This is a genomic window from Kitasatospora sp. NPDC101235 (genome assembly GCF_044767505.1).
Taxonomy (GTDB): domain Bacteria; phylum Actinomycetota; class Actinomycetes; order Streptomycetales; family Streptomycetaceae; genus Kitasatospora.
The window spans coordinates 54296-79591 of record NZ_JBIWNZ010000032.1 but is presented as its reverse complement, the minus strand read 5'-3'; the positions used below and the strand labels follow the sequence as shown (position 1 = coordinate 79591).

Below are 25296 nucleotides of genomic sequence, written 5' to 3'. Positions count from 1 at the left end.
TTTCTGCCGGTTCGTCACGGATTGTCCCGCGGGCGGAAGACCGGTTCGGCTCAGGCGTTGTGACCCCGCCCGGCCGTGGCCGTACAGTCTGTATTCCTGCCCTGCGGTGAGGTCCACCGCGTCGGGCCTGCCTCCGCCGGACCGTCGGCGGCACACGGAAAGACGAAGCCCCGTGGACGTGCAGAACAAGGTCGACGAGATCGTGGCGGCGGTCGAGAACGCCCGCTCGATGCCGATGTCGGCCTCCTGCGTGGTGAACCGGGCCGAGCTGATCGGCCTGCTCAACGACCTCAAGTCGGCCCTGCCCGCCGAACTCGCCCACGCCCAGTCGGTGATGGCCGACCACGAGCAGGTGGTGGCGGGTGCCCAGGCCGAGGCCGAGCGGATCATCCAGGGCGCGCACGCCGAGCGCGGCTCGCTGATCTCGGACACCGAGGTGGTCCGCCAGGCCCAGGCCCAGGCCGACCGGATCCTCGCCGAGGCGCGCGCCGAGGTCGACACCAAGCGGGCCGAGGCCGACGACTACGTGGACAGCAAGCTCGCCAACTTCGAGGTCGTGCTCACCAAGACGCTCGGCGCGGTCGGCCGCGGCCGCACCAAGCTGCGCGGTGACTCCAGCGTCTTCGAGACCGAGCCCGAGGGCGAGAGCGACGGCGAGGAGTTCCGCCCGCAGCGGATCAGCCCGAGCCCCGAGGTGGACGAGTACGTCGATGTGAAGCTCGCCACCCTGGAGAACGTGCTCGGCGCCACCCTGGAGGCGGTCGGCAAGGGCCGGGACAAGCTGCTCGGCAAGCGCCCCATCGACGAGCTCGGCGCCTACCTGGCCGCCGCCGACCAGGCCCAGCAGGCCAAGGAGCGGGCCGAGGCGGTGGCGGCGGGCTTCGCCCAGGACGCCGAGGGCGAGGACATCGCCTGGTACCGCGAGGACGTCCCGCAGCAGCAGACCTGGCCGGAGCAGACCCCGGCCGCGGCCGGCTGGCAGGCCCCCGGCACCGACCAGTACGCGGCCGCCCAGCAGCCTGGCGGGCAGCAGCCGGGCGGGCAGTACGCCGAGGTGTACGGCGGCGGCTACGACCCGGCCGGCCAGGGTGATCCGTACAACACCCAGTGGGGCCAGGGCGGCTACGGGCAGCAGGGCTACCCGGAGCAGCAGCAGGGGGGCTACGGCTATCCCCAGCAGCAGCCGGGCTACGCCGCGCAGTCGTACGACGGCTACACCTATCCCCAGCCGCCCGCCGCCCCGCCGGCCGTGCCGCACCCGCAGCAGGGCCAGGGACAGGGCCAGGGACAGGGCCAGGGCCAGGGCCAGGGCCAGGGCCAGGGCCTGGACGAGACCAGCTTCTTCGACACCAGCATGATCGACATGACCAGGCTGCGGGAGCTCGGCGGCCGCTGAGCGGACCGTGCGGGAGTCTCCTGACGGGACCGAAGTTGGGCCTGGCGGGAGACTCCGGTAGTCTGACCACTCCGGCCTCTCCATGTCCGGCTGTCGGCTTGCCCTCGCAACGCCGACCGGACGGAGACGCAATCGAAGATTCCCCATGGAAGTCAGGACACCGTGAACCGCCTCGACCACCGCGACCCCCTCGTGTTCGACACGCACGAGCTCGGTCGTCGCCCGGGCTCGATGCGCAAGGTGAGCCGGACCCTGGAGGCCCCCGAGGGCTTCGGGATCATCGACGTGATCGGCGTGCCGGAGAAGAGCCCGATCGAGCTGGAGCTCCGCCTGGAGTCCGTGGTCGAGGGCGTGCTGGTCACCGGCACCGCCGAGACCCACGTCGAGGGCGAGTGCGTCCGGTGCCTGGAGCCCGTCGAGTTCGACGTCGACGTGGACTTCCAGGAGCTGTACTACTACCCGGAGTCCGACGAGCGTCATCGCGCCCGGACCGCCGGGGCCGAGGACCTCGACGAGGACTCGGAAGAAGAGACTTACCGTCTGGAGGGCGACTTCTTCGACCTCCAGCCGGTGCTGCGTGACGCGGTGGTGCTCGCACTGCCGCTGCAGCCGGTGTGCCAGGAAGACTGCCTGGGCCTGTGCTCCGAGTGCGGAGCGCGCCTGAGTGACGACCCGGCGCACCACCACGATGCCGCCGACCCCCGGTGGGCGGCTCTGCAGGGACTCTCCGCCGCCCCCGGCGACGAGGGTGACGGATCTAAGAACAGCGACACCCGTGAGGGTCTCGCCGAGAACCAGGAGAAGTAGCCGTGGCTGTTCCGAAGCGGAAGATGTCGCGCAGCAACACGCGCCACCGCCGTTCCAACTGGAAGGCCGTTGCCCCGGCCCTCGTGGCGTGCGACCGCTGCCACGAGCCGAAGCTGGCGCACATCGCGTGCCCGAGCTGCGGCACGTACAACCGTCGCCAGGTCCTCTCGGTCTGATCGGCGGGGTGTACGGATCGATGTCGGACGGTAACTCCACCCGCAAGGCGTCCACCGCCCCGAAGGGTTCTTCGGGCGGCGGCAAGGCCGGCGGGCCGGCTTCGACCGAATACGACGTCCTGGAAGGGCGCCTCGGGTACACGCTTGAGCGCGCCCTTCTGGTACGTGCCCTGACCCACCGCTCGTACGCGTACGAGAACGGTGGGCTGCCCACCAACGAACGCCTGGAGTTCCTCGGCGACTCGGTGCTGGGCCTGGTGGTGACCGACACCCTCTACCGCGTCCACCCGGACGTCCCGGAGGGCACGCTCGCCAAGCTGCGCGCCGCGGTGGTCAACTCCCGCGCGCTCGCGGACGTCGGCCGCGGCCTGGAGCTCGGCGCGTTCATCCGGCTCGGCAAGGGCGAGGAGGGCACCGGCGGCCGCGACAAGTCGTCGATCCTCGCCGACACCGTCGAGGCCGTGATCGGCGCCATCTACCTGGACCAGGGGCTGGACGCGGCCACCGAGTTCGTCCACCGGCTGTTCGACCCGCTGATCGAGGAGTCCTCTCAGCTGGGCGCCGGCCTGGACTGGAAGACCAGCCTCCAGGAGCTCACCGCCTCGGTGGGCATCGGAGTGCCGGAGTACGTGGTCATGGAGTCCGGTCCGGACCACGAGAAGACCTTCACCGCGGCGGCCCGGGTCGCCGGCGAGGACTTCGGCAGTGGCGTCGGCCGCTCGAAGAAGGAAGCCGAGCAGAAGGCCGCCGAGAGCGCCTGGCGCGCGATCAAGGAGAAGTACGCCGACCGGCTGCCCGCCGGGGCATAGCGCGGAGCGCAGCGAGCGCCCCGGGCAGAGGTGTGTCGAAGTAGCCTTCACTCCTGGTGATCCGTACCGAGCAGGAGGCGTGTTCCCGTGCCCGAACTTCCCGAGGTCGAGGTCGTCCGCCGTGGTCTGGCCAACTGGGTGGCCGGGCGCACCGTCACCGACGTCCAGGTGCTGCACCCGCGCGCGGTGCGCCGCCAGCCGGCCGGCTCGGCCGACTTCACGGCCCGGCTGACCGGCACCACCCTCGGCACCGCGCAGCGGCGCGGCAAGTACCTGTGGGTGCCGCTGGCCGGTACCGGGGCAGGATTCTCGCTGATCGGCCACCTCGGGATGAGCGGCCAACTCCTCGTCCAGGACCCGTCCGTACCCGACGAGACGCACCTGCGGGTGCGGCTGCGCTTCGCCGACGGCGGGCGCGAACTGCGCTTCGTTGATCAGCGGACCTTCGGCGGCCTGGCGGTCGAGGAGGCCGAGGACGGGGACCCGGAGGGCACCCCGGTCTCCATCGCGCACATCGCCCGCGACCCGCTCGACCCGCGCTTCGACGACGCCGCCTTCGTGGCCGCGCTGCGCGCCAAGCGGACCACGGTCAAGCGCGCCCTGCTCGACCAGACCCTCATCAGCGGCGTCGGCAACATCTACGCCGACGAGGCGCTGTGGCGCTCCGGGCTGCACTACGACCGCCCGACCGCGACGCTCACCCGCCCGAAGGCCCTGCTCCTGCTGGCCAACGCCCGGGACGTGATGACCTCGGCGCTCGCCGTCGGCGGCACCAGCTTCGACAGCCTCTACGTCAACGTGAACGGCGAGAGCGGCTACTTCTCCCGGGACCTCGACGCCTACGGCCGCGAGCAGGAGCCCTGCCGCCGCTGCGGCACCCCGATCCGGCGGGCGGCCTGGATGAACCGCTCCAGCTACTTCTGCCCCCGCTGCCAGCGCGTGCCGCGCACCCGCAGCGGGGGCTGAGCCCGCGCTACCTCCGGGCGAGTTCGGCCTCCTCCGAGGCCGCCTCCCCGGGCGCGCCGTGGGTGTCCTGGCCGAAGTAGGCGACCCCGACCGCGGCGACCACCGCGAGCAGGAAGCCGATCACGCCGAGCCAGCCCAGGCCGGCCTTGGAGGAGTCGCCGAGCCAGAGCACGCCGACCGCGCCGGGCAGCACCGTCTCGCCGACCACCAGTGCGGCGGTCGCACCGTTCACCGAGCCGATCTGGAGCGCCACGGTGTGGATGTACATCCCGCCGATGCCGCCGACCAGCACCGCGTACAGCGCCGGGTCGGAGAGCAGCGAGCCGAGGTCGAACGGCTCGATGCCGTTGAGGATGCGCACCCCGACGCCCAGGGCGCCGAAGCCGAGGCCGGAGAGCAGACCGGCGACGATCGCGCCGTTGGAGCCCATCCACCGCACCAGCAGGCTGCCGCCGACCAGCAGCACGGTGGTGATGATCAGCAGCCACCAGTGGAAGGGCATCGCCGCGTGGTGGCCGCCCTCCGGTCCGGCCGAGACGGCCAGCAGCACCAGCGCCGAGCAGAGCACGGCGATCGAGGCCCACTCCAGCTGCTTGAGCCGGATGCCCAGCAGCTTGATGCTGAGCACCGCGGTGATCACCAGGTTGGCGCTGATGATGGTCTGGGAGAGGAACAGCGGCAGCAGCCGGGCGGCCAGCGCGCCGAGCCCGAAACCGATCAGGTCGAGCACCGTGCCGAGGATGAACTCCCAGGTGACGGCGGCCTTCGCGGTCGAGGACAGGCTCGGGCCGCCGTGCTCGGTGGTCGAGGTGGTGGCGCCCTTGGCCGCCTCCTCCCGGGCCGAGCGGCGGGATCCGACGGCCTGGAGGACCGAGCCGGTGCCGTAGCAGGCGGATGCCGCCACGGCAGTGACGAGGCCGATGATCACCGAGCGCTCCGATCGGGAGTTGGGTCAAGATCAGGTAATGGGACCGGCGGTCCGGGACCACTATGCCCGTTCGCACGGTACGGTCGGCACGCCCCCCGGAGTGCCCCGGAAACCGGGGCGGGCCTGCCGGAACGTACGTCCGACGGCCTCCCGCGGTTCCCGCGCGGGCCCCGTTTCAGGGGTGGCTGAGGGAAACATCATCCCCGAGGAGGGGAGCGGCCCCGGCGGTCGGCGGGGAGTCTTGTCAAGACCAGTATGCGAAGGGTATGGCGTTCTCGGGGGCCGGTCACGGTAGCGTCGGGGCATGAGAACCCTTGCACGACGTTCCCGGGGCGCCGGGCCGCTTGCCCTGGTGGCGGCGCTGCTCGGGCTGCTGCTCCTGCTGGCACCCGCGGCCTCGGCGGCCGCCGGTCTGAGTGACGCCGCAGCCACCCTGAAGAAGGGCCAGGTCTACGTCGACCCGGCCATGACGAGCCGCTTCAGCCAGGCCCAGGCCGACGACCTGACCAAGAAGATCGACAAGGCCGACAAGCCGATCTTCATCGCGGTCATCCCCGACGCTCCGGCCTACGCGAAGTCCAACCTCCAGGACCTCCGCACCCTGGTGGGCATCGACGGCGTCTACGCGGTCTGGCACGGCGACAAGTTCGAAGCCGGCGGCGACCGCGGCGCGATCGGCGCGGGCCAGCCGCAGCGCATCGCCGGCGCGGCCTTCCGCTCGAACGGCGGCGACATCGGCGCCACCCTGAACTCCTTCGTCGACCAGGCCGTCCCGCAGACCAAGGGCACCGGGGTCAACCACAGCACCTCGATCGCCTGGGTAGTCATCCCGCTCGTGCTGGTCGCGCTCGCCGGCACCGGCGTCTTCCTGCTGTTCCGCCGCGCCAAGAAGCACAAGGAGGAGCAGGCCCGGGCCGAGCTGGAGCAGCTGCGCCGGGTGGTGGACGAGGACATCACCGCCTTCGGTGAGGAACTGGACCGGCTCGACTTCAACCCGGGCGCGGCGGACGCCGACGAGGCCCAGCGCACCGACTACAGCCACGCCCTGGACTCGTACGAGAAGTCCAAGCGGCTGATGGACGAGGCCAAGAAGCCCGAGGACGTCAAGCAGGTCACCGAGGCGATCGAGGACGGCCGGTTCGCGCTGGCCACCCTGAGCGCCCGGCGGGACAAGCGCCCGCTGCCCGAGCGCCGTCCCCCGTGCTTCATGGACCCGCGCCACGGCCCGTCCGTCAAGGACGTGGACTGGGCCCCGGGCGGCGGCTCCGCCCGTTCCGTGCCGGTCTGCCAGGCCGACGCGGACCGGGTGGCGGCCGGCCTCGACCCGGCCGTCCGCACCGTGGACACCGACCAGGGCCCGCAGCCGTACTGGAACGCCGGCCCGGCGTACGCCCCGTACGCGGGCGGCTACTACAGCAGCTTCGGCGGCGGTCTGCTGCCCGGCCTGCTGGTCGGCACCATGCTCGGCTCCATGATGAGCTCCCCGGCCTACGCGGCGGCGCCGATGATGGGCGGGGGCTACCAGGACCAGTACGAGGGCGGCGACTTCACCGGCGCCGACTTCAACCCGGCCGACTTCAGCGGCGGCGACTTCGGTGGTGGCGGCGACTTCGGCGGCGGGGACTTCGGCGGCGGGGACTGGTAACCCGCCCGAGCCGACGTCCACTTCAGCGGCCCCGCCGGTCCTCCGGCGGGGCCGCTCCCGTCCGGGTGCGCGGCAGGCGTCCGCGGGGCGGGCCGGGCCGCGCTGTGACCGGGCGCGTGGGCGGCTAGGGTCGGGGGCATGCACGGTCGCGACGCCCACAGTGAGGAACCGGTCCGGGTGACCGCCTGGGTCCGGGGGAAGGTCCAGGAGGTCGGGTTCCGCTGGTGGACCAGGGCGCGGGCGTTGGAGATCGGCCTGACCGGCTACGCGAGCAACCTCGGCGACGGCCGGGTGCAGGTGGTGGCCGAGGGGCTCGCGGCCGACTGCGAGCAGTTGCTGGCGCTGCTGCGCGGCCAGGGGACCCCGGGCAACGTCAGCGGGGTCACCGAGATCTGGACGGCCGTCGGCCCTGGCTACGAGGGTTTCGAGATCCGCTGAGCCCGCCCCGACCCGGCCCTTCGGCGGCCCGTCGGAGGCCCGCCGCGCGGGCTTCCGGGAAAAGATCCGGAACAGTCGGTGTCACGAGGTTGCCATCCGGGCAGACTCGTGGTTGACTCCGCATCGAACGATGATCCACGAGCACGTGGTGGATCCGTCCCGAGGCCCCCAGGCGTGACGACACCGCCGGGCAGGTGACAGGGGGGCGGTAGCGTGCGGTGATCGTGTTGACCCGTACCGTCTTTGGTGAGACGCTGGAAGCCCGCGCACACGATCGCGTTTTCCCGGCAGGTGCATGCCCTCGTGAGCCCAGCTCACGGTGGTTGCGCCGTAGTGCCCAGCCAGCACTTCCGGTGGCGCGCCGCGCGTGCGTCCCCCTTCCCCCTAGACCTGTACCGTTCCGGTTCGGTCACTCAGCGTGGAGGACCATTCATCATGGCAAAGGCGCTTCTCGGGTACGTCGGCGGCCCCGACCCGCGAATGCTCTCCGAGATGCGGCGGCTTCAGCAGCGCGTCCAGGAGCTTGAAGCAGAGCTCCTTCGGATGCAGGCTGAGAACGACGCTCTGACCGCTGTCACCGGCGAGCACTCGCTGCTCAACAGCATCGATCTGGATCAGCGGGAGCCGGCTCTCACCTGAGTCCCGCCCGGTCCTCGCAGATCGACGCCGCTGTGCACTGAGCCGCCCCGAAAGGGACGCAGCTTGCAAGGGACGCCCGGATGTGGCGTCCCTTCGTCGTGTCCGACTCCGGATACAGTCGCACGCTGGGGCCCTGGCGAGTGACGAGGAGACCGGCCGCGTGCACCTGAAGAGTCTGACGCTGCGCGGGTTCAAGTCCTTCGCCTCCAGCACCACCCTGCGCTTCGAGCCCGGCATCACCTGCGTCGTCGGCCCGAACGGCTCCGGCAAGTCGAACGTGGTCGACGCGCTGTCCTGGGTGATGGGCGAGCAGGGGGCCAAGTCGCTGCGCGGCGGCAAGATGGAGGACGTCATCTTCGCCGGGACCAGCGGGCGCGCCCCGCTCGGCCGTGCCGAGGTCAGCCTCACCGTCGACAACAGCGACGGCGCCCTGCCGATCGACTACTCCGAGGTGACCATCACCCGGACCATGTTCCGCAACGGCGGCAGCGAGTACGCGCTCAACGGCGAGACCTGCCGCCTGCTGGACATCCAGGAGCTGCTCTCCGACTCCGGCATCGGCCGCGAGATGCACGTCATCGTCGGGCAGGGCCAGCTGGACTCCGTGCTGCACGCCGACCCGATGGGCCGGCGCGCCTTCATCGAGGAGGCGGCCGGCGTCCTCAAGCACCGCAAGCGCAAGGAGAAGGCGCTGCGCAAGCTGGACGCGATGCAGGCCAACCTCAACCGGGTCCAGGACCTGGTGGCCGAACTGCGCCGCCAGCTCGGACCGCTCGGCCGGCAGGCCCGGATCGCCCGCCGGGCCGCCGGCATCCAGGCGGACCTGCGCGACGCCCGGCTGCGGCTGCTCGCCGACGACCTGTGCACGCTCCGCCGGGCCGTCGAGGCCGAGGTCGCGGACGAGCTGGCGCTGCGGCTGCGCCGTACCACCGTCGAGCAGGAGCTGGCCGCCGCGGTGCAGCGCGAGCGCGTTCTGGAGGCGCAGGTCCAGCAGCTCGGTCCCGGTCTGGAGACGGCCCGGCAGACCTGGTACCGGCTCTCCGCGCTCGCCGAGCGCACCCGTGGCACCATCGGGCTGGCCGAGGCCCGGGCCCGGCACGCCGCCGCCGGGGGCCGGGGCGAGGAGCGGCGCGGGCGTGACCCGGAGGAGCTGGAACGGGAGGCCGAACGGGTCCGCGAGGAGGAGGCCGCGCTGACCGAGGCGCTGGAGGAGGCCCGGTACGCGTTGGCCGAGGCGGTCGAGCGCAAGGACGGACTGGAACGGGAGCTGGCCGCGGAGGAGCGCCGGCTGCGGGACGCCGCCCGGGCCATCGCCGACCGTCGGGAGGGCCTGGCCCGGCTGCAGGGGCAGGCCGCCGCCGCCCGGTCCAGGGCCGCCGCGGCGCAGGCCGAGATCGGCCGGCTCACCGAGGCCAGGGACGAGGCGCTGCTGCGCGCCGAGGCCGCGCAGGGCGAGCTGGACGAACTCCAGCAGCAGGTGGACGGCCTGGCCGGGGACGACGCGCAGGCCGAGGCCCGGTACCGGCAGGCGCGCGAGGAGCTGGCCGCCGTCGAAGCGGAACTGGCCGCGGCGCGGGAGGTGGCCGGCGCCGCCGAGCGCGAGCGGGCCGGGCTGACTGCGCGGCACGAGGCGCTCTCCCTCGGGCTGCGCCGCAAGGACGGCACCGGCGCGCTGCTGGACGCGGGGGAGCGGCTGGGCGGGCTGCTCGGCCCGGCGGCCGCGCTGCTGCGGATCGAGGCCGGGTACGAGGTGCCGCTCGCCGCGGCGCTCGGTGCGGCGGCCGACGCGGTGGCCGTCGACTCGCCGTCTGCTGCTGCCGGGGCGCTGCGGCTGCTGCGGGCCGAGGACGCAGGCCGGGCCGCGCTGCTGATCGCCGGTTTCGCCGAAGTGGCCTATGCGGCTGGGGAGTTGCCGGTCGGGGCCCGCTGGGCGGCCGAGCTGGTGGACGGCCCGGCCGAGTTGCTCGGGGCGGTCCGGCGGCTGCTGGCCGGGGTGGCGGTGGTCGCGGACCTCGACCAGGCGCTGCGGCTGGTCGACGAGCACCCCGGACTCTGCGCCGTCACCGCCGAGGGGGACCGGCTCGGCGCCGGCTTCGCCCAGGGCGGGTCCGGCGGTGCGCCGAGCCTGCTGGAGACCCAGGCAGCGGTGGACGAGGCGGCCCGGGCGATCCGGGAACTCACCGCGCGCTGCGCCGAGTCGGCCGAGCGGCTGGCGGAACTCACCGGGCGGCGGCGGGAGTCGGCCGCCGAGGTGGAGCAACTGGCCGAGCGGCGGCGGCAGGCGGAGAAGGAGCGGGCCCAGGTCGCCGGGGCACTCGGCCGGCTCGGCGGGCAGGCCCGCGCCGCCGCCGGGGAGGCCGATCGGCTGTCGGCCGCCGCCGCGCGGGCCGAGCAGGGGCTGACCGAACTGCTCGACGGTGCCGAGGAGTTGGTGGAGCGCCTGGCCGCTGCCGAGGAGTCGGCCGAGGCGGGGGAGGACGAGCCGGACACCGCCGAGCAGCAGCGACTGACCGAGGCCGCGAGCGCCGCCCGGCAGGCCGAACTGGAGGCCCGGCTCGCGGTGCGCACCCACGAGGAGCGGGTCCGCGCCCTGGCCGGCCGGGCCGACCAGCTGGACCGGGCCGCCCGCGCCGAGCGCGAGGCGCGCGCCCGTGCCGCCGAGCGCCGCCGGCGCGCCGAGCACGACGCCGCGGTGGCGAACGCCGTCGCGGCGGGCGCCCGGCAGCTGCTGGCCTGCCTGGAGGTGTCGCTGGCCCGCGCGGACGCCGGGCGGGCGGCGGTCGAGCAGGCGCGCGCCGGGCGCGAGCAGGAGCTGCGCGAGCACCGCGAGCACGGCCGCGGCCTCAAGGAGGAGCTGGACAAGCTGGTCGACGCCGGCCACCGGGACGAGGTGCTGCGCGCCGAGAAGCGGCTGCGGATCGAGCAGCTGGAGGCCCGGGCGCTGGAGGAGTTCGGCATCGACGGCGGCGAGCTGCTCGCCTCGTACGGACCGGACCAGCCCGTCCCGCCCTCGACGCCCGAGGACGGGACGGAGCCGGGGGAGCCGCACCCGTACGTCCGGGCGGAGCAGGAGAAGCGGCTGCGGGCGGCCGAGAAGGCGTACCAGCAGCTCGGCAAGGTCAACCCGCTGGCGCTGGAGGAGTTCGCCGCGCTGGAGGAGCGCCACCGGTTCCTCGGCGAGCAACTGGACGACCTCAAGCGCAGCCGGCGCGACCTGCTGGACATCGTCCGGGACGTGGACCAGCGGGTCGAGCAGCTGTTCACCTCGGCGTACCACGACACCGCCGCCCAGTTCGAGGGCGTCTTCGCCCGGCTCTTCCCGGGCGGGGAGGGCAGGCTGGTGCTGACCGACCCGGACGACATGCTGGCCACCGGGGTCGAGGTGGAGGCCCGCCCGCCGGGCAAGAAGGTCAAGCGGCTGTCGCTGCTGTCCGGCGGCGAGCGCTCGCTGACCGCGGTGGCGCTGCTGGTGGCGATCTTCAAGGCCCGGCCCAGTCCGTTCTACGTGATGGACGAGGTGGAGGCGGCGCTGGACGAGACCAACCTGCGGCGGCTGATCGGGATCATGGAGGAGCTGCGGGAGAGCTCCCAGCTGATCGTCATCACCCACCAGAAGCTCACCATGGAGTCGGCCGACGCGCTGTACGGGGTGACTATGAAGGGGGACGGCATTTCGCAGGTGATCAGCCAGCGGTTGCGCGTGGGGGCACCTCCCGGCCGCCAGGCCGGGGGAGAGCACCGGGAGCGCAGATCGCGTGCGGTGCCACCTCGGAAGCGAGAGGAGGCGAGTGCCTCCGGGCTGACGGGGCACTGACCCGACAGCCCGAGCCGGGGCAGCTGCCCTCGGCGGGACCGATCCCGGATACTGGAGCGGTTGTGACTCCTCCCCCTCGTGTGAGGGGGCTTCTCACTCAGCCGTCGGACAACCTCGTGACGGCCAAGCCCTGACCGGTGCCGGACGGCACAGCGGCCAGCGTAGGGGAGGCGGGGACGCTCGTGCGTCGGTGACCGAAGGATCACTCTATCGAGGGACCCAACGAAGGAGATTTATGTGGAATACGTGATCCTCGCCGTAGTCATCGCCGTGGTCGCCATCGTCGCGATCACAGGCCTCATCGTTTCCGGCAGACGACGCCGGCAGCTGCCCCCGAAGTCGCAGGCGCCGGTCATCACGGCGCCGAAGCCCACCCCGCAGGAGCCCCAGGTCGGCGAGGAGGCCGCGCCGCCGACCGAGGCGCCCCGCCGCACCGTCGAGGAGGTGGAACTCCCGGCGGAGGCCGAGGCACCCGAGGCCGTCGAGGCCGTTGAGGTCGCGCCCGCCGAGGCCGAGGCGGCGCCCGCCGTCGAGGTCCCCGAGCCCACCGCGGGCCGGCTGGTCCGGCTGCGCTCGCGGCTCTCCCGCTCGCAGAACTCGCTCGGCAAGGGCCTGCTCTCGCTGCTCTCCCGGGAGCACCTGGACGAGGACACCTGGGAGGAGATCGAGGACACGCTGCTCACCGCCGACGTCGGCGTCGCCCCCACCCAGGAGCTGGTCGAGCGGCTGCGCACCCGGGTGAAGGTGCTCGGCACCCGTACGCCCGAGGAGCTGCGCGCGCTGCTGCGCGAGGAGCTGGTCGAGCTGATCGGCAAGGACGCCGACCGCACCGTCCGCTCCACCAGGCACGAGGAGGGCCCGGCGGTGGTCCTGGTGGTCGGCGTCAACGGCGTCGGCAAGACCACCACCACCGGCAAGCTGGCCCGGGTCCTGGTCGCCGACGGCCGCAAGGTGGTGCTCGGCGCCGCCGACACCTTCCGCGCTGCCGCCGCCGACCAGCTCCAGACCTGGGGCGAGCGGGTGGGTGCGCGCACCGTGCGCGGCCCGGAGGGCGGGGACCCGGCCTCGATCGCCTTCGACGCGGTCAAGGAGGGCATCGCCGAGGGCGCGGACACCGTGCTGATCGACACCGCCGGCCGCCTGCACACCAAGACCGGCCTGATGGACGAGCTGGGCAAGGTCAAGCGGGTCGTCGAGAAGCACGGCCCGGTGGACGAGGTGCTGCTGGTGCTGGACGCCACCACCGGCCAGAACGGCCTGATCCAGGCCCGGGTGTTCGCCGAGGTGGTCGACATCACCGGCATCGTGCTGACCAAGCTGGACGGCACCGCCAAGGGCGGCATCGTGGTCGCGGTCCAGCGCGACCTGGGCGTGCCGGTCAAGCTGATCGGCCTGGGCGAAGGCGCGGACGACCTGGCTCCGTTCGAGCCGGGGGCGTTCGTGGACGCGCTGATCGGGGACTGAGGCTCCCCGCGTACGACGAGCGTACGAAGGCGGTACGTGGACCGTGCGAAGGCCGCACGAAGGGCCCGCTCCCTCCGGGGGGCGGGCCCTCTCGCGTGTCCGGACGGCCGGGCCGGTGGGTCAGGAGGCCATCCAGGCCGGCTCGGCGGTGCGCTCGCGGCTGCGGTGGCAGGCGTAGGCGAGGGTGCCGAGCAGCAGCCGGGCCTCGGGCGGGCAGCCCGCGTTGTCGCGGGTGGGGCGGCGCAGCCAGCGGACCGGGCCGAGGCCGCCGAGCACGGTGGGCGGGGCCGCGACGTAGCTGCCCTCGCCGTGGCAGGTCAGGTCGAGCGCGGCGTCGTCCCAGCCCATCCGGTACAGCAGGTCGGGCAGGCGCCGGGCGGTGCCGGCAGCGACGAGGAACTGGAGCCGGCCGGTGGGGGCGGCGAGCACCGGGCCCACCTGCGTGCCCATCCGCTCCAGGCGGACCAGCGCCTGGAGGCCGGCCTGCTCGGGGACGTCCAGGACGTCGAAGGCGCGGCCGGTGGGGAACAGCACCGAGCCCTCGGCGCGGGTGGCGCGGGCCGGGCGGCCGCAACCCGGCACGGGGTGGAGGCCGGGCGCGGCGCAGCGGGGGGAACCGCAGGGACAGCGGGTCGGGGCGGTGGCGGAGCCGGCCGGGTCGCCGGTGGCGACCGCCCAGCCCCAGCGGCCGGTGTACTCCGCGGCGGCCTGGGACGCGGTGACCTTGGTGCGGCGGCGCGCGCCCAGCGGTACCAGCCGCAGGTGCCCCAGCCGAAGTTCGCCGAACAGGTTGTCCATGCCTCCCCCAACAGGATCTCGTTGCCGATGGTTACGGGACGGTGACTGTGTGTCGATTGTCAGCTGTGTGGTGCGTAGTGCAGTGGCGGCGCGCAGCGCGTGGTGTGCGCCTGTTCCGCAGGCACGCCTCGGGCGCCGCCTTGTGGGGGCGGCGCCGATGCCGGATCGTCGTGTGCGTGAGACTGCCGCCGTCCCGAGTGGACGGTGAACTCGCCTGTGGCTGCGGTTGGTTGCGGAGTCTTCCGGGTCCTCCGGGATGGGCCGGGGGACTTGGTGGCCCGCATATGCCGGGCCACCGGGACTCCCCAAGTGAAGCGTGTGCCCCCGGGCTTCGGTTCACTCCTGGGGGTGGCGAAAGGTGGCGTTTCGCCAGGGCCGCTCCCGTGGCTCCCTCGCGGGGCATTACGTTCAGCACGCGGATGTCGTCGAGGAGTCCGTTCCGGGCCGTCGAGGAGCGGGAGTTGGGAATCTGACGGATCGTCCGCAACGATGGCACACCAGTGCGAGGGCGCTGCGGTACGGCAGCACCGCGGCGCCGCAACACCTCAGGCACGGCACGTCTGGCAAGAGCCCGCAACCGTCGGGCGGTCACGATCGGGGGCCCCGCTAGGGGCCGGGCGGGATGGGGACGTTACCCATGGCAGAGAAGCAACCGAATGAGAAGCTGACCACGTGGTTCGCCCGCAGTGGCTGGTCCAAGGGTGAGTTGGCTCGCCAGGTCAACCGCCGGGCCCGGCAGATCGGCGCCCACCACGTGTCCACCGACACCTCGCGGGTGCGCCGATGGCTCGACGGCGAGCAGCCCCGCGAGCCGATTCCCAAGATCATGTCGGAACTCTTCTCCGAGCGGTTCGGCTCGGTGGTCTCGGTCGAGGACCTCGGCCTGCGCGCCGCGATCCCGGTCTCGACCGTGGGCGGCGGCGTCGACCTGCCGTGGAGCGGTCCGCAGACCGTCCAGCTGATCAGTGACTACTCCCGCAGCGACCTCATGCTCAACCGCCGGGGCTTCCTCGGCACCTCGCTGGCGCTGACCGCGGGTGCCGCGCTGATCGAGCCGATGCAGCGCTGGCTCGCCCCCGGCCCGTCCGGCGTCCCCACCCCGATCCTCACCGCGGCCAACGGCGGTGAGGCGTTCACCGGTCGGCTCTCCGAACCCGAGCTCGAACTGCTCGAACAGACCACGGTCATGTTCCGGCAGTGGGATGCGCAGAACGGCGGCGGTCTGCGCCGCAAGGCCGTCGTCGGCCAGCTGCACGAGGTCACCGACCTGCTCCAGGAGACGTACAGCGAGGACACCACCAAGCGGCTGTTCCGGCTCACCGCCGAACTCGCCCACCTGGCCGGGTGGATGTCGTACGACGTCGGGATGCACCCGAGCGCGCAGAAGTACTACGTGCTCGCCCTGCACGCGGCCAAGGAGGCGGGCGACCGCCCGTTCGGCGCACTGATCCTCACCGACATGAGCCGCCAGATGATCCACCTCAACCGGGGCGAGGACGCCCTGGAGCTCATCCACCTGGCCCAGTACGGCAGCCGCGACACCGCCACCCCGCGCCAGCAGTCCCTGCTGTACGCGATGGAGGCGCGCGCCTACGCCACCATCGGCGAGGTCAACCGCTGCGCCCGGGCGATCCGGCTGGCCGAGGACACCTTCACCGACATCCGGGAGGGGGACGGGGATCCGGACTGGCTGAAGTTCTTCTCACCGGCCGAGCTGAACGCCGAGAACGCGCACTCCTTCCGCGACCTCGCGTACCACTCGGACAACGCCGAGCTCTACGCCTCGATGTCCGCGCCGGTGATGGAGCGCGCGGTCGACCTGTTCCGCCAGGACGCCGACCACGTGCGCTCGTACGCCTTCAACCTGATCGGCATGGCCAGCGTCCACCTGCTGCAGAAGGAGGCCGAGCAGGCGGTGGTGATGGCCGAGCAGGCGGTGGACATCGCCGCCAAGGTGCGCTCGGAGCGGCTGAACTCCCGGGTGCGCAAGACCACGGAGGCCGCCGCGGCCCGGTTCAAGGGCGTGGACGCGGTGAGCCGGCTCAAGGAGCGGGTGGTCCAGGACATCCCGGAGTTCGTCTCGGTGGTCTGACCGGTCCCGCCGAGGACTCCCCGGGGAAAGCTCCACCGACCGTGGCGGCCGCCGCCGTCACGGTCGGTGGCGTGTCCGGCGTCCGGCGGCGCTGCCCGCCGGGCGGCGGGGCCGCGGTTCACACAGCCGCGGTTCACGCGGCCGCGGTTCACGCGGCCGTAACCCGCGCGTCGCATGCGTCACGGCGGTGAAACAACCGGCCGCACTGGCCGAAACCAGCCTTCGGCACGCTCCTGTCCAACGCCGACGCCCCGGGTGGCACCACGGGACGGATCCCCGGGTACGGGTCGGCCTGGACGCAGAGGAGACGCCGATGCCGGACGGCTTCAGCGCGGGCGACACCGCCTTCGTACTCATCAGTGCGGCCCTGGTCATGCTGATGACCCCAGGGCTGGCCTTCTTCTACGGGGGCATGGTCAGGGCCAAGAGCACGCTGAACATGCTGGCGATGAGCTTCCTCTCGCTCGGCATCGTCAGCGTGCTGTGGGTCCTCTACGGCTACTCGCTCAGCTTCGGGTCCGACTCCTTCGCCGGCCTGATCGGCAACCTGGACCACCTCGGGATGCGCGGCCTCGGCCTCGACGAGCTGACCGGCTCCATCCCGGTCACCGCCTTCGCGCTCTTCCAGCTGATGTTCGCGGTCATCACCCCGGCACTGATCAGCGGCGCCGTCGCGGACCGGGCCAGATTCGCCGCCTGGGGCCTGTTCATCGCGCTCTGGGTGACGATCGTCTACTTCCCGGTCGCGCACTGGGTGTTCTTCTTCGACGGCGGCCACGGTGGCTGGCTCGGCGACCGCAACGGCGTGATCGACTTCGCCGGCGGGACCGCCGTGCACATCAACGCGGGCGTCGCCGGCCTCGCGCTCTGCCTGGTGCTCGGCAAGCGGATCGGCTTCAAGAAGGACCCGATGCGCCCGCACAGCCTGCCGCTGGTGATGCTCGGCTCCGGGCTGCTCTGGTTCGGCTGGTTCGGCTTCAACGCGGGCTCGGCACTGGCCGCCAACGGCGTCGCCGCGATGGCGATGGTCAACACCCAGGTCGCCACCGGCGCGGCGCTGGTCGGCTGGCTGGTCTACGAGAGGTTCAGGCACGGCGCCTTCACCACGCTGGGCGCCGCCTCCGGCGCGGTGGCCGGACTGGTCGCGATCACCCCGGCCTGCGGCTCGGTCAGCCCACTCGGCGCGGTGGCGATCGGGCTGGTCGCGGGCGTGGTCTGCTGCGCCGCCGTCTCGCTCAAGTACCGCTGGGGCTTCGACGACTCGCTCGACGTGGTGGGCGTGCACGCGGTCGGCGGGGCGATCGGCTCGCTGCTGGTCGGGCTGTTCGCCACCGGCGGGGTCGGCCAGGGCGTCAAGGGCCTGTTCTACGGGGGCGGGACCGGGCAGCTGGGCAAGCAGGCGATGGGCGTGGCGGTGGTTGCGGCGTACTCCTTCGTGCTGTCCTGGCTGCTGGCCAAGGCGGTCGACCGGCTGGTCGGCTTCCGGGTCACCGGGGAGGTGGAGGTGGCCGGTATCGACCAGGCCGAACATGCCGAGTCCGCCTACGATTTCAGCGCCGTGGGGGCGGGCCTGGCCCGGGCCCTGCCGGGCCTGGCCGCCGCTGCTGCGACGCCCGTCGCCGAGCGGCCCGCTGCTGCGGAGTCCGTCGCCGCGGAGCCTGCCGTGAAGCCCACCGAGAAGAAGACCGAGGTCGACGCCCGATGAAGCTCATCACCGCCGTGATCAAGCCGTACCGACTGGACGAGGTGAAGGCCGCCCTGCAGGCCTTCGGGGTGCAGGGCCTGACCGTCACCGAGGCCAGCGGCTACGGCCGTCAGCGCGGCCACACCGAGGTGTACCGGGGCGCCGAGTACACCGTGGACCTGGTGCCGAAGATCAGGATCGAGGTCCTGGCCGAGGACGAGGACGCCGAGGACCTGATCGACGTCCTGGTGAAGGCCGCCCGGACCGGGAAGATCGGCGACGGCAAGGTGTGGAGCATCCCGGTCGACACCGCCGTACGGGTCCGCACCGGCGAGCGCGGCCCGGACGCCCTGTAGCCCGGCGCCCGGTCGCCTCGCGCCGGACGGCGGGCCCGCCCACCCCGGGGAGGGGCGCGGGTCCGCCCGACGGCGTCGTCCGGCCGGCCGATCGGCCCACCCGAAGGCCGGTTCACCCTTCCGGTCCACCCGCACGACGGTTCACCCGCAGGACGGTTCACCAGCACGACGGACGGGACCCACGCGCATGACCACCGAGACCAGCCCCTCCGACCCCGTCGACCCTCCCGACCCCGTCGACCCTCCCGACCCCGGTGACCCCGCCGACGCCTTCGACCCCGCAGGCGGGGCCGCCGCCCGGGCCGCACTGCTCGCCGGCCCGGGCCCGGGCGGCCGCCCCCGCCGCCGGGCGCTCGCCCGGCTCACCGACGACTGGCTGGCCGGGCTGCTCGCGGCCGCCGGTGCCCCGCCCGGCGTCGCGCTGGTCGCGGTCGGCGGGTACGGGCGCGGCGAGCTCTCCCCGCGCAGCGACGTGGACGTCATGCTGCTGCACGACGGCCCGCTCGCCCGGGAACTGCCCGAGCGGATCTGGTACCCGGTCTGGGATGCGGGCGCCAAGCTCGACCACGCGGTGCGCACCGTCGCGCAGGCCCGCTCGGTCGCCGCCGCCGACCTCAAGGCCCAGCTCGGTCTGCTGGACGCCCGCCACCTCGCCGGGGACCGCGCGCTCACCGACGCGCTGCGCTCCGCGGTGCTCACCGACTGGCGCGCGAGCGCCCCCGCGCGCCTGCCCGAGCTGCGCGAGCTGGGCCGCGAGCGGGCAGAACGGCACGGTGAGCTGTCCTTCCTGCTGGAGCCGGACCTCAAGGAAGCCCGCGGCGGCCTGCGCGACGTCGTCGTACTGGACGCGATCGCCGCCACCTGGCTGGCCGACGCGCCCCGGGACGGCCTGGACGCCGCCGCCCGGCGGCTGGCGGATGTGCGCGACGCGCTGCACCTGGCCACCGGCCGGGCCACCGACCGGCTCAGCCTCCAGGACCAGGACCAGGTCGCCGAGCGGCTCGGGGTGCTGGACGCCGACACCTTGCTGCGCCGGGTCTACGAGGCCGCCCGCACCATCGCGTACGCGGGCGACGTCACGTGGCGGGCGGTGGACCGGGTGCTCGCGGCCCGTGGCGGCCGCGGCCGGCGGGTGCGCCGGCTGGGCATCCCGTTCGCCGGCTCCGGACGCGGCACCGGTGCGGTGGCCCGGGGCGCGGTCGAGCGGCGGCCGCTCGCCGAGGGCGTGGTCGAGCAGGACGGCGAGGCGGTGCTCGCCCAGGGCGTCCGCCCGGGCGCCGACCCGGTGCTGCCGCTGCGCGCCGCGGCCGCCGCCGCGCAGAACGGACTGACCGTCTCGTACGCCACGGTGCGCCGGCTGGCCGCCGAGTGCCGCCCGCTGCCGGCGCCCTGGCCGGACGAGGCCCGGGAGCAGCTGGTCACCCTGCTGGGCGCGGGGGAGCCTGCCGTCCCGGTGTGGGAGGCGATGGAGGCGGAGGGGCTGGTCCGCCGACTGCTGCCGGACTGGGAGCGGGTGCGCTGCCGTCCGCAGCGCAACGCGGTGCACCGCTGGACGGTGGACCGGCACCTGGTGGAGACGGCCGTGCGGGCCGCCGCGATGACCCGCCGGGTGGCCCGGCCGGACCTGCTGCTGGTCGCCGCGCTGCTGCACGACATCGGCAAGGGCTGGCCGGGGGACCACAGCGAGGCCGGCGAGGTGATCGTCCGCGACCTGGCCCCCCGGATGGGCTTCGGCCCCGAGGACACCGAGACCCTGGCGGTGCTGGTCCGCCACCACCTGACCCTGGTGGACACCGCCACCCGGCGCGATCCGGACGACCCGGCCACCGTCGAGGCGATCACCAAGGTGGCCACCACCCTGCCGGAGTTGAAGCTGCTGCACGCGCTCACCGAGGCGGACGCGCTGGCCACCGGCCCGGCCGCGTGGAGCGGCTGGCGGGCCTCGCTGGTGGACGGCCTGGTGGCCCGGGCGGCGGACCGGCTGGCCGGGGCGGGCGCGGGGCCGGCGGAGGCGGCGCCGACCGCCGAGCAGGAGCGGCTCGCGGTCGAGGCCGCCCGCACCGGGCAGCCGGCGCTGTCGCTGCGGGCCCGGTCCGAGGGGGCGCCCCCGGGCGCCGAGCCGATGGGCGTCGAGCTGAACCTGGCGGTCCCGGACCGCCCCGGGCTGCTCGGTACCGCGGCCGGGGTGCTCGCGCTGCACCGGCTGGCCGTCCGCTCGGCCGGACTGCGCGAGCTGGACCCGGTGGGCGCCGGGCCGGTGCTGCTGCTGTCCTGGCGGGTGGCGGCCGAGTACGGGGAGCTGCCGGAGGCGGCCCGGCTGCGGGCCGATCTGCGCCGGGCGCTGGACGGCTCGCTGGACGTGGCCCGCCGCCTCGCCGAGCGGGACGCCGCCGCCCCGCGCCGCCGGGGCATCCCCACCCCGCCGCCGCTGGTCGCGGTGGCGCCCGCGGTGGCCTCGGCGAGCGCGACCGTGCTGGAGGTCCGCGCGCACGACGCCCCCGGGCTGCTGCACCGGATCGGCCGGGCGCTGGACGGGGCGGGCGTCCGGGTGCGCACCGCGCACGTCTCCACGCTGGGCGCGGAGGCCGTCGACTCGTTCTACCTGACCGACGAGGCGGGCCGTCCGCTGACCGCCCGGCGGGCCGACGAGGTGGCGGCGGCGGTCCGGGCCGCGCTGGGCTGAGCGGCGGGCCGGGCCGGGCGGGGCCGGGAGGGGCGGAGCCGGTCCGGGGCCGGGCATCGGCGTGGACGAGGGGCGTGGCCCGGGGCGAGGGCAGGGGTGCGGGCAAGGAGTTCCGACCGGGGGTGGAGACCGTACCCGGGGCGGCCGGATACCCTGGGGGACGACGACCGTACCGATACCGATGCCGCAGAGGATCCGCGACGACGTGTTCGACACCCTTTCCGATCGCCTCGCAGCGACGTTCAAGAACCTCCGGGGCAAGGGCCGCCTGAGCGAGGCGGACATCGACGCCACCGCCCGCGAGATCCGCATCGCGCTGCTGGAGGCGGACGTCGCGCTGCCGGTCGTCCGGGCCTTCATCAAGCAGGTCAAGGAGCGGGCGCTCGGTTCCGAGGTCTCCGGCGCGCTGAACCCGGCGCAGCAGATCATCAAGATCGTCAACGAGGAGCTCATCGCGATCCTCGGTGGCGAGACCCGCCGGGTGCGGTTCGCCAAGAGCGGCCCGACGGTGATCATGCTCGCCGGTCTCCAGGGCGCCGGTAAGACCACCCTCGCGGGCAAGCTCGGCTTCTGGCTGAAGAAGCAGAAGCACACCCCGCTGCTGGTCGCCTGCGACCTCCAGCGGCCCAACGCGGTCAACCAGCTCCAGGTGGTCGCCGAGCGCGCCGGCGTGGCCTTCTACGGCCCGCAGCCGGGCAACGGCGTCGGCGACCCGGTGCAGGTGGCCAAGGACTCGATCGAGTACGCCAAGCAGAAGCAGCACGACGTCGTCATCGTCGACACCGCCGGCCGCCTGGGCATCGACGCCGAGCTGATGCAGCAGGCCGCCGACATCCGCGCCGCGGTGAACCCGGACGAGGTCCTGTTCGTCGTCGACGCGATGATCGGCCAGGACGCGGTCACCACCGCGCAGGCCTTCCTCGACGGCGTCGACTTCACCGGTGTGGTGCTCTCCAAGCTCGACGGCGACGCCCGCGGTGGTGCCGCCCTGTCGGTCGCGCACGTCACCGGCCGGCAGATCATGTTCGCCTCCAACGGCGAGAAGGTCGACGACTTCGACGCCTTCCACCCGGACCGGATGGCCTCGCGCATCCTCGGCATGGGTGACGTCCTCTCGCTGATCGAGAAGGCCGAGCAGACCTTCTCGCAGGCCGAGGCGGAGAAGATCGCCGCCAAGCTGCGCGGCGGCCCGAAGCAGTTCACCCTGGACGACTTCCTGTCCCAGCTGGAGCAGGTCCAGAAGATGGGCTCGATCTCCAAGCTGCTCGGCATGCTGCCGGGCATGGGCCAGATCCGGGACCAGATCAACAACATCGACGACAAGGACGTCAACCGGGTCGGCGCGATCATCAAGTCGATGACCCCGGCCGAGCGCGCCGAGCCGGAGCTGATCAACGGCTCCCGCCGGGCCCGCATCGCCAAGGGCTCCGGGGTCCAGGTCGGCGAGGTGAAGAACCTGGTCGAGCGGTTCTTCGACGCCCGCAAGATGATGTCCGCGATGGCCTCCGGCAAGGGTGTGCCCGGCATGCCGGGGATCCCGGGCATGGGTGGCGGCGGGAAGAAGTCCGCCAAGAAGGCTCCGCAGGCCAAGGGCAAGCGCAAGAGCGGCAACCCGCTGAAGCGCGCGCAGGAGGAGGCCGCGGCCGCCCAGCGCCGCGCGCTCGGCCCGGGTGCCGGCCAGGCCCCGGCGGACGGCGGCGCGTTCGGCCTCGGCGCGGGCAAGGGCCCGGCCGACTTCGAGCTGCCCAAGGAGTTCAAGGACATGCTGTAGTCCTTGAGCCACTCCGATCACCCCTGGTCGTTCCTTGGTAACCCTCTGATCGACCGGGATCGGCCTTGATCGATTTTGGTCGGCCCGCCGTCCGGTGTCTCCGGGCGGCGGGCCGATCGCGTGTCCGATGATGGGGGCATGCGAGTGATGATCAGGGCCCCGAGGGCCGAGGACACGGGCGCGTACGCCGAGGCGATCCGGCGGTCCGCCGAACACATCGGACGGTGGAACCCGGTCGAGCCGGACGGGCTGCCCGACCTGCTGAAGCGCCAGGGGTCCGGGCTGCGCACCTTCCTGATCCTCGACCGGGAGACCGGTGGACTGGTCGGCAAGGTGAACGTCGCCAACATCGTGATGAGCCGCTTCTGCAACGCCACCTTGGGCTACGACTCGTACGTCCCGTTCAACGGCACCGGGCGGATGACCGAGGGCATGCGGCTGGTCGTGGACCGCTGCTTCGCCCCGCAGTCGGCCCACGGGCTGGGGCTGCACCGGCTGGAGATCAACGTGCAGCCGGAGAACGAGCGCTCGATCGCGATGGCCAGGCGGCTGGGCTTCCGGCACGAGGGCTTCTCCCCGCGGATGCTGTTCCTCCAGGGGGAGTGGCGCGACCACGAGCGGTTCGCGCTGACCGCCGAGGAGTGGCCCGGTACGACGGCATAGCCGCTGGTGGAAGGGGTCGGCGCAGGCGTACGGGGGCCCGGGCGCGGCGTTGCGATTGGCTCGTCCGAGCACCTGTCCGTATTGTCCGATGGGTGACCGAACCCGTGCCGCCACGTCAGACCCCCGACCAGCCCTGGCGCTCGGAGGGCGCCCCGCCCCCGCCGCCCAAGCGCCGGATGCCCGGCGGCTGGGTGGGCCTCGCCCTCACCGCCCTCGTGGTGTTCCTGATCTCGGACCTGCTGCTGTCGTTCTTCGGCCCCGCCGGTGCCACCACGATCTCGTACACCGAGTTCAACAACCAGCTGAACAAGGGCAACATCACCAAGATCTACGCCAAGGGCGACGCGATCGAGGGCACCCTCAAGTCGGCCCAGCCCAAGCCGGACGGCGGCAAGGGCGACTACACCGAGTTCGACACCCAGCGGCCGTCCTTCGCGGGCGACAACCTCTGGGCCACCCTCCAGCAGCAGGGCGTCGAGGTCACCGCCACCTCGCCGGTCCAGCAGCGCAGCTTCCTCACCAACCTGCTGCTCTCGCTCGCCCCGATGCTGCTGCTGGTCTTCATCTGGGTGCTGCTCGCCCGCCGGATGGCCGGCGGGCTCGGCGGCGGACCACTGGGCCGCAAGGCCCCGCCGAAGCCGGTCACCGCCGAGGAGGGCACGCGCACCACCTTCGCCGACGTGGCCGGCATCGACGAGGTCGAGGCCGAACTCACCGAGGTCGTCGACTACCTGAAGCACCCCGAGCGGTACCGCAGGCTCGGCGCCAAGATGCCGCGCGGCGTGCTGCTGAGCGGTCCGCCCGGAACCGGCAAGACCCTGCTGGCCCGGGCCGTGGCCGGCGAGGCGAACGTGCCGTTCTTCTCCGCCTCCGCCTCCGAGTTCATCGAGATGATCGTCGGCGTCGGTGCCAGCCGGGTCCGCGAACTGTTCGCCGAGGCCCGCAAGGTCGCCCCGGCGATCATCTTCATCGACGAGATCGACACCATCGGCCGTCAGCGCGGCGCCGGCGGCGGCATGGGCGGGCACGACGAGCGCGAGCAGACGCTCAACCAGATCCTCACCGAGATGGACGGCTTCAGCGGCTCCGAGGGCGTCATCGTGATCGCCGCGACCAACCGGGCGGACGTGCTCGACCCGGCACTGCTGCGCCCCGGCCGCTTCGACCGGCGGATCACCGTCAGCCCGCCCGACCGGGAGGGCCGCGCGGCGATCCTGCGCATCCACAGCCGCAGCGTCCCGCTGGCCGGCGGCACCGACCTCAACCAGCTGGCCAAGGTCACGCCGGGGATGACCGGCGCCGAGCTCGCCAACGTGGTCAACGAGGCCGCGCTGCTGGCCGTCAAGCGCAAGCAGGACGCGGTCAACGAGCGGGACCTCTCGGACGCCCTGGAGAAGGTCCAGCTCGGTGCGGTGCGGCCGCTGGTGATGCCGCAGGAGGAGCGCGAGCGGACGGCATACCACGAGAGCGGGCACGCGCTGCTGGGCATGCTCCAGCCCGGCGCGGACCCGGTCCGCAAGATCACCATCGTGCCGCGCGGCCGGGCGCTCGGCGTCACCCTCTCCACCCCGGAGAACGACCGCTACTCGTACACCGAGCCCTACCTGCGCGGCCGGATCATCGGCGCGCTCGGCGGCATGGCGGCCGAGCAGGTGGTCTACGGGGTGATCACCACCGGTGCGGAGAGCGACCTGGAGCAGGTCACCAACATCGCCCGCGGGATGGCCGGGCGCTGGGGGATGAGCGAGCGGGTCGGCCGGCTCACCGCGGTGCCCTCCGACCCGCAGGGCGCGTACGGGCTCTCCGCCGCGCCGACCACCCTGGACGCGGTGGACGAGGAGGCCCGGCGGATCGTCTCCGAGTGCTACGGCGACGCGGTGCGGATCCTGACCGAGCAGCGGCACCGGCTGGACGCCCTGGCTGCGGCGCTGCTGGAGGCGGAGACGCTGGACGAGGAACAGGCCTACCGGGCGGCGGGGGTGCCGCGGGAAGCGCCCTCCGAGGGGGCCGGAGGTTCTCACGGGGCCGAAGGCTCCGGCCGGCCCGACGAGGCCGACGGGAAGCCGATCGACCCGGCGTGACGTCGGATGCCGGGGGCGCTCGCCGTGGTGGCGGGCGCCCCCGGTTCACGTTTCCGGTCTGCGTCTGCGTCTGCGTCTGCGTCTGC

At 73.3% G+C, this 25296-nt stretch carries 19 protein-coding genes; 17 read left to right on the top strand and 2 right to left on the bottom strand.

What is annotated here, in order from left to right; genetic code table 11:
• Window positions 1–172 precede the first annotated feature (172 nt).
• The 5 genes from ACIRRH_RS36390 to mutM all read left to right on the top strand — a co-directional run bounded on the left by ACIRRH_RS36390 (window position 173) and on the right by mutM (window position 4154).
• The gene (locus ACIRRH_RS36390) at window positions 173–1396 is read left to right on the top strand and encodes an ATP synthase F0 subunit B (RefSeq protein ID WP_403076154.1); all 1224 of its coding nucleotides are present in this window, start codon (window positions 173–175) and stop codon (window positions 1394–1396) included.
• A 162-nt stretch (window positions 1397–1558) separates the two neighbouring features.
• Complete coding sequence (locus tag ACIRRH_RS36385) at window positions 1559–2203, top strand: YceD family protein (protein ID WP_403076152.1); 645 nt, start codon at window positions 1559–1561, stop codon at window positions 2201–2203.
• A gap of 2 nt (window positions 2204–2205) precedes the next feature.
• Window positions 2206–2379: a 50S ribosomal protein L32 gene (gene rpmF / locus ACIRRH_RS36380; protein ID WP_030275709.1), complete on the top strand. Its 174-nt coding sequence runs from the start codon at window positions 2206–2208 to the stop codon at window positions 2377–2379.
• A 20-nt stretch (window positions 2380–2399) separates the two neighbouring features.
• Window positions 2400–3188: a ribonuclease III gene (rnc, locus tag ACIRRH_RS36375; protein WP_224278587.1), complete on the top strand. Its 789-nt coding sequence runs from the start codon at window positions 2400–2402 to the stop codon at window positions 3186–3188.
• An 87-nt stretch (window positions 3189–3275) separates the two neighbouring features.
• The gene (mutM, locus tag ACIRRH_RS36370; RefSeq protein ID WP_403076149.1) at window positions 3276–4154 is read left to right on the top strand and encodes a bifunctional DNA-formamidopyrimidine glycosylase/DNA-(apurinic or apyrimidinic site) lyase; all 879 of its coding nucleotides are present in this window, start codon (window positions 3276–3278) and stop codon (window positions 4152–4154) included.
• Window positions 4155–4161: 7 nt separating this feature from the next.
• Here mutM and ACIRRH_RS36365 read toward each other — a convergent pair whose 3' ends face one another.
• On the bottom strand, window positions 4162–5082 hold the full coding sequence (locus tag ACIRRH_RS36365) for a hypothetical protein (protein ID WP_403076147.1): 921 nt from the start codon (window positions 5080–5082) through the stop codon (window positions 4162–4164).
• 304 nt (window positions 5083–5386) lie between these two features.
• Between ACIRRH_RS36365 and ACIRRH_RS36360 the strand changes: the two genes are divergently transcribed.
• The 5 genes from ACIRRH_RS36360 to ftsY all read left to right on the top strand — a co-directional run bounded on the left by ACIRRH_RS36360 (window position 5387) and on the right by ftsY (window position 13082).
• Window positions 5387–6727 carry a hypothetical protein gene (locus tag ACIRRH_RS36360; RefSeq protein WP_403076144.1) on the top strand — a complete coding sequence of 447 codons (1341 nt, stop codon included), beginning with the start codon at window positions 5387–5389 and terminating at the stop codon, window positions 6725–6727.
• A 138-nt stretch (window positions 6728–6865) separates the two neighbouring features.
• The gene (locus ACIRRH_RS36355; protein ID WP_403076141.1) at window positions 6866–7165 is read left to right on the top strand and encodes an acylphosphatase; all 300 of its coding nucleotides are present in this window, start codon (window positions 6866–6868) and stop codon (window positions 7163–7165) included.
• 435 nt (window positions 7166–7600) lie between these two features.
• Window positions 7601–7804, top strand: coding sequence for a hypothetical protein (locus ACIRRH_RS36350; protein WP_224278577.1), 204 nt, complete (start codon window positions 7601–7603; stop codon window positions 7802–7804).
• Window positions 7805–7964: 160 nt separating this feature from the next.
• Complete coding sequence (gene smc / locus ACIRRH_RS36345; protein WP_403076137.1) at window positions 7965–11618, top strand: chromosome segregation protein SMC; 3654 nt, start codon at window positions 7965–7967, stop codon at window positions 11616–11618.
• A gap of 237 nt (window positions 11619–11855) precedes the next feature.
• Window positions 11856–13082, top strand: a complete 1227-nt coding sequence (gene ftsY, locus ACIRRH_RS36340; protein ID WP_403076135.1) for a signal recognition particle-docking protein FtsY — start codon at window positions 11856–11858, stop codon at window positions 13080–13082.
• Between the two features lie 120 nt (window positions 13083–13202).
• On the opposite strand, the gene ACIRRH_RS36335 is transcribed toward ftsY, so the two are convergent.
• Window positions 13203–13880, bottom strand: coding sequence for a bifunctional DNA primase/polymerase (locus ACIRRH_RS36335; protein ID WP_403076132.1), 678 nt, complete (start codon window positions 13878–13880; stop codon window positions 13203–13205).
• 637 nt (window positions 13881–14517) lie between these two features.
• Here ACIRRH_RS36335 and ACIRRH_RS36330 point away from each other — a divergent pair.
• From ACIRRH_RS36330 to ftsH, 7 genes are all read left to right on the top strand, one after another.
• The gene (locus tag ACIRRH_RS36330; RefSeq protein ID WP_403076131.1) at window positions 14518–15972 is read left to right on the top strand and encodes a hypothetical protein; all 1455 of its coding nucleotides are present in this window, start codon (window positions 14518–14520) and stop codon (window positions 15970–15972) included.
• Between the two features lie 313 nt (window positions 15973–16285).
• The gene (locus ACIRRH_RS36325) at window positions 16286–17677 is read left to right on the top strand and encodes an ammonium transporter (RefSeq protein ID WP_403076128.1); all 1392 of its coding nucleotides are present in this window, start codon (window positions 16286–16288) and stop codon (window positions 17675–17677) included.
• The gene (locus ACIRRH_RS36320; protein WP_224284419.1) at window positions 17674–18012 is read left to right on the top strand and encodes a P-II family nitrogen regulator; all 339 of its coding nucleotides are present in this window, start codon (window positions 17674–17676) and stop codon (window positions 18010–18012) included. Before ACIRRH_RS36325 ends, ACIRRH_RS36320 begins: the two co-directional genes overlap by 4 nt.
• A gap of 187 nt (window positions 18013–18199) precedes the next feature.
• Window positions 18200–20695, top strand: coding sequence for a [protein-PII] uridylyltransferase (locus tag ACIRRH_RS36315; RefSeq protein WP_403076125.1), 2496 nt, complete (start codon window positions 18200–18202; stop codon window positions 20693–20695).
• A gap of 205 nt (window positions 20696–20900) precedes the next feature.
• Window positions 20901–22466 carry a signal recognition particle protein gene (gene ffh / locus ACIRRH_RS36310; protein ID WP_403076210.1) on the top strand — a complete coding sequence of 522 codons (1566 nt, stop codon included), beginning with the start codon at window positions 20901–20903 and terminating at the stop codon, window positions 22464–22466.
• A gap of 138 nt (window positions 22467–22604) precedes the next feature.
• A complete protein-coding gene (locus ACIRRH_RS36305) occupies window positions 22605–23129 on the top strand; it encodes a GNAT family N-acetyltransferase (protein ID WP_403076122.1) in 525 nt (174 codons plus the stop codon).
• A 92-nt stretch (window positions 23130–23221) separates the two neighbouring features.
• On the top strand, window positions 23222–25210 hold the full coding sequence (ftsH, locus tag ACIRRH_RS36300; RefSeq protein ID WP_403076120.1) for an ATP-dependent zinc metalloprotease FtsH: 1989 nt from the start codon (window positions 23222–23224) through the stop codon (window positions 25208–25210).
• Window positions 25211–25296 lie beyond the last annotated feature (86 nt).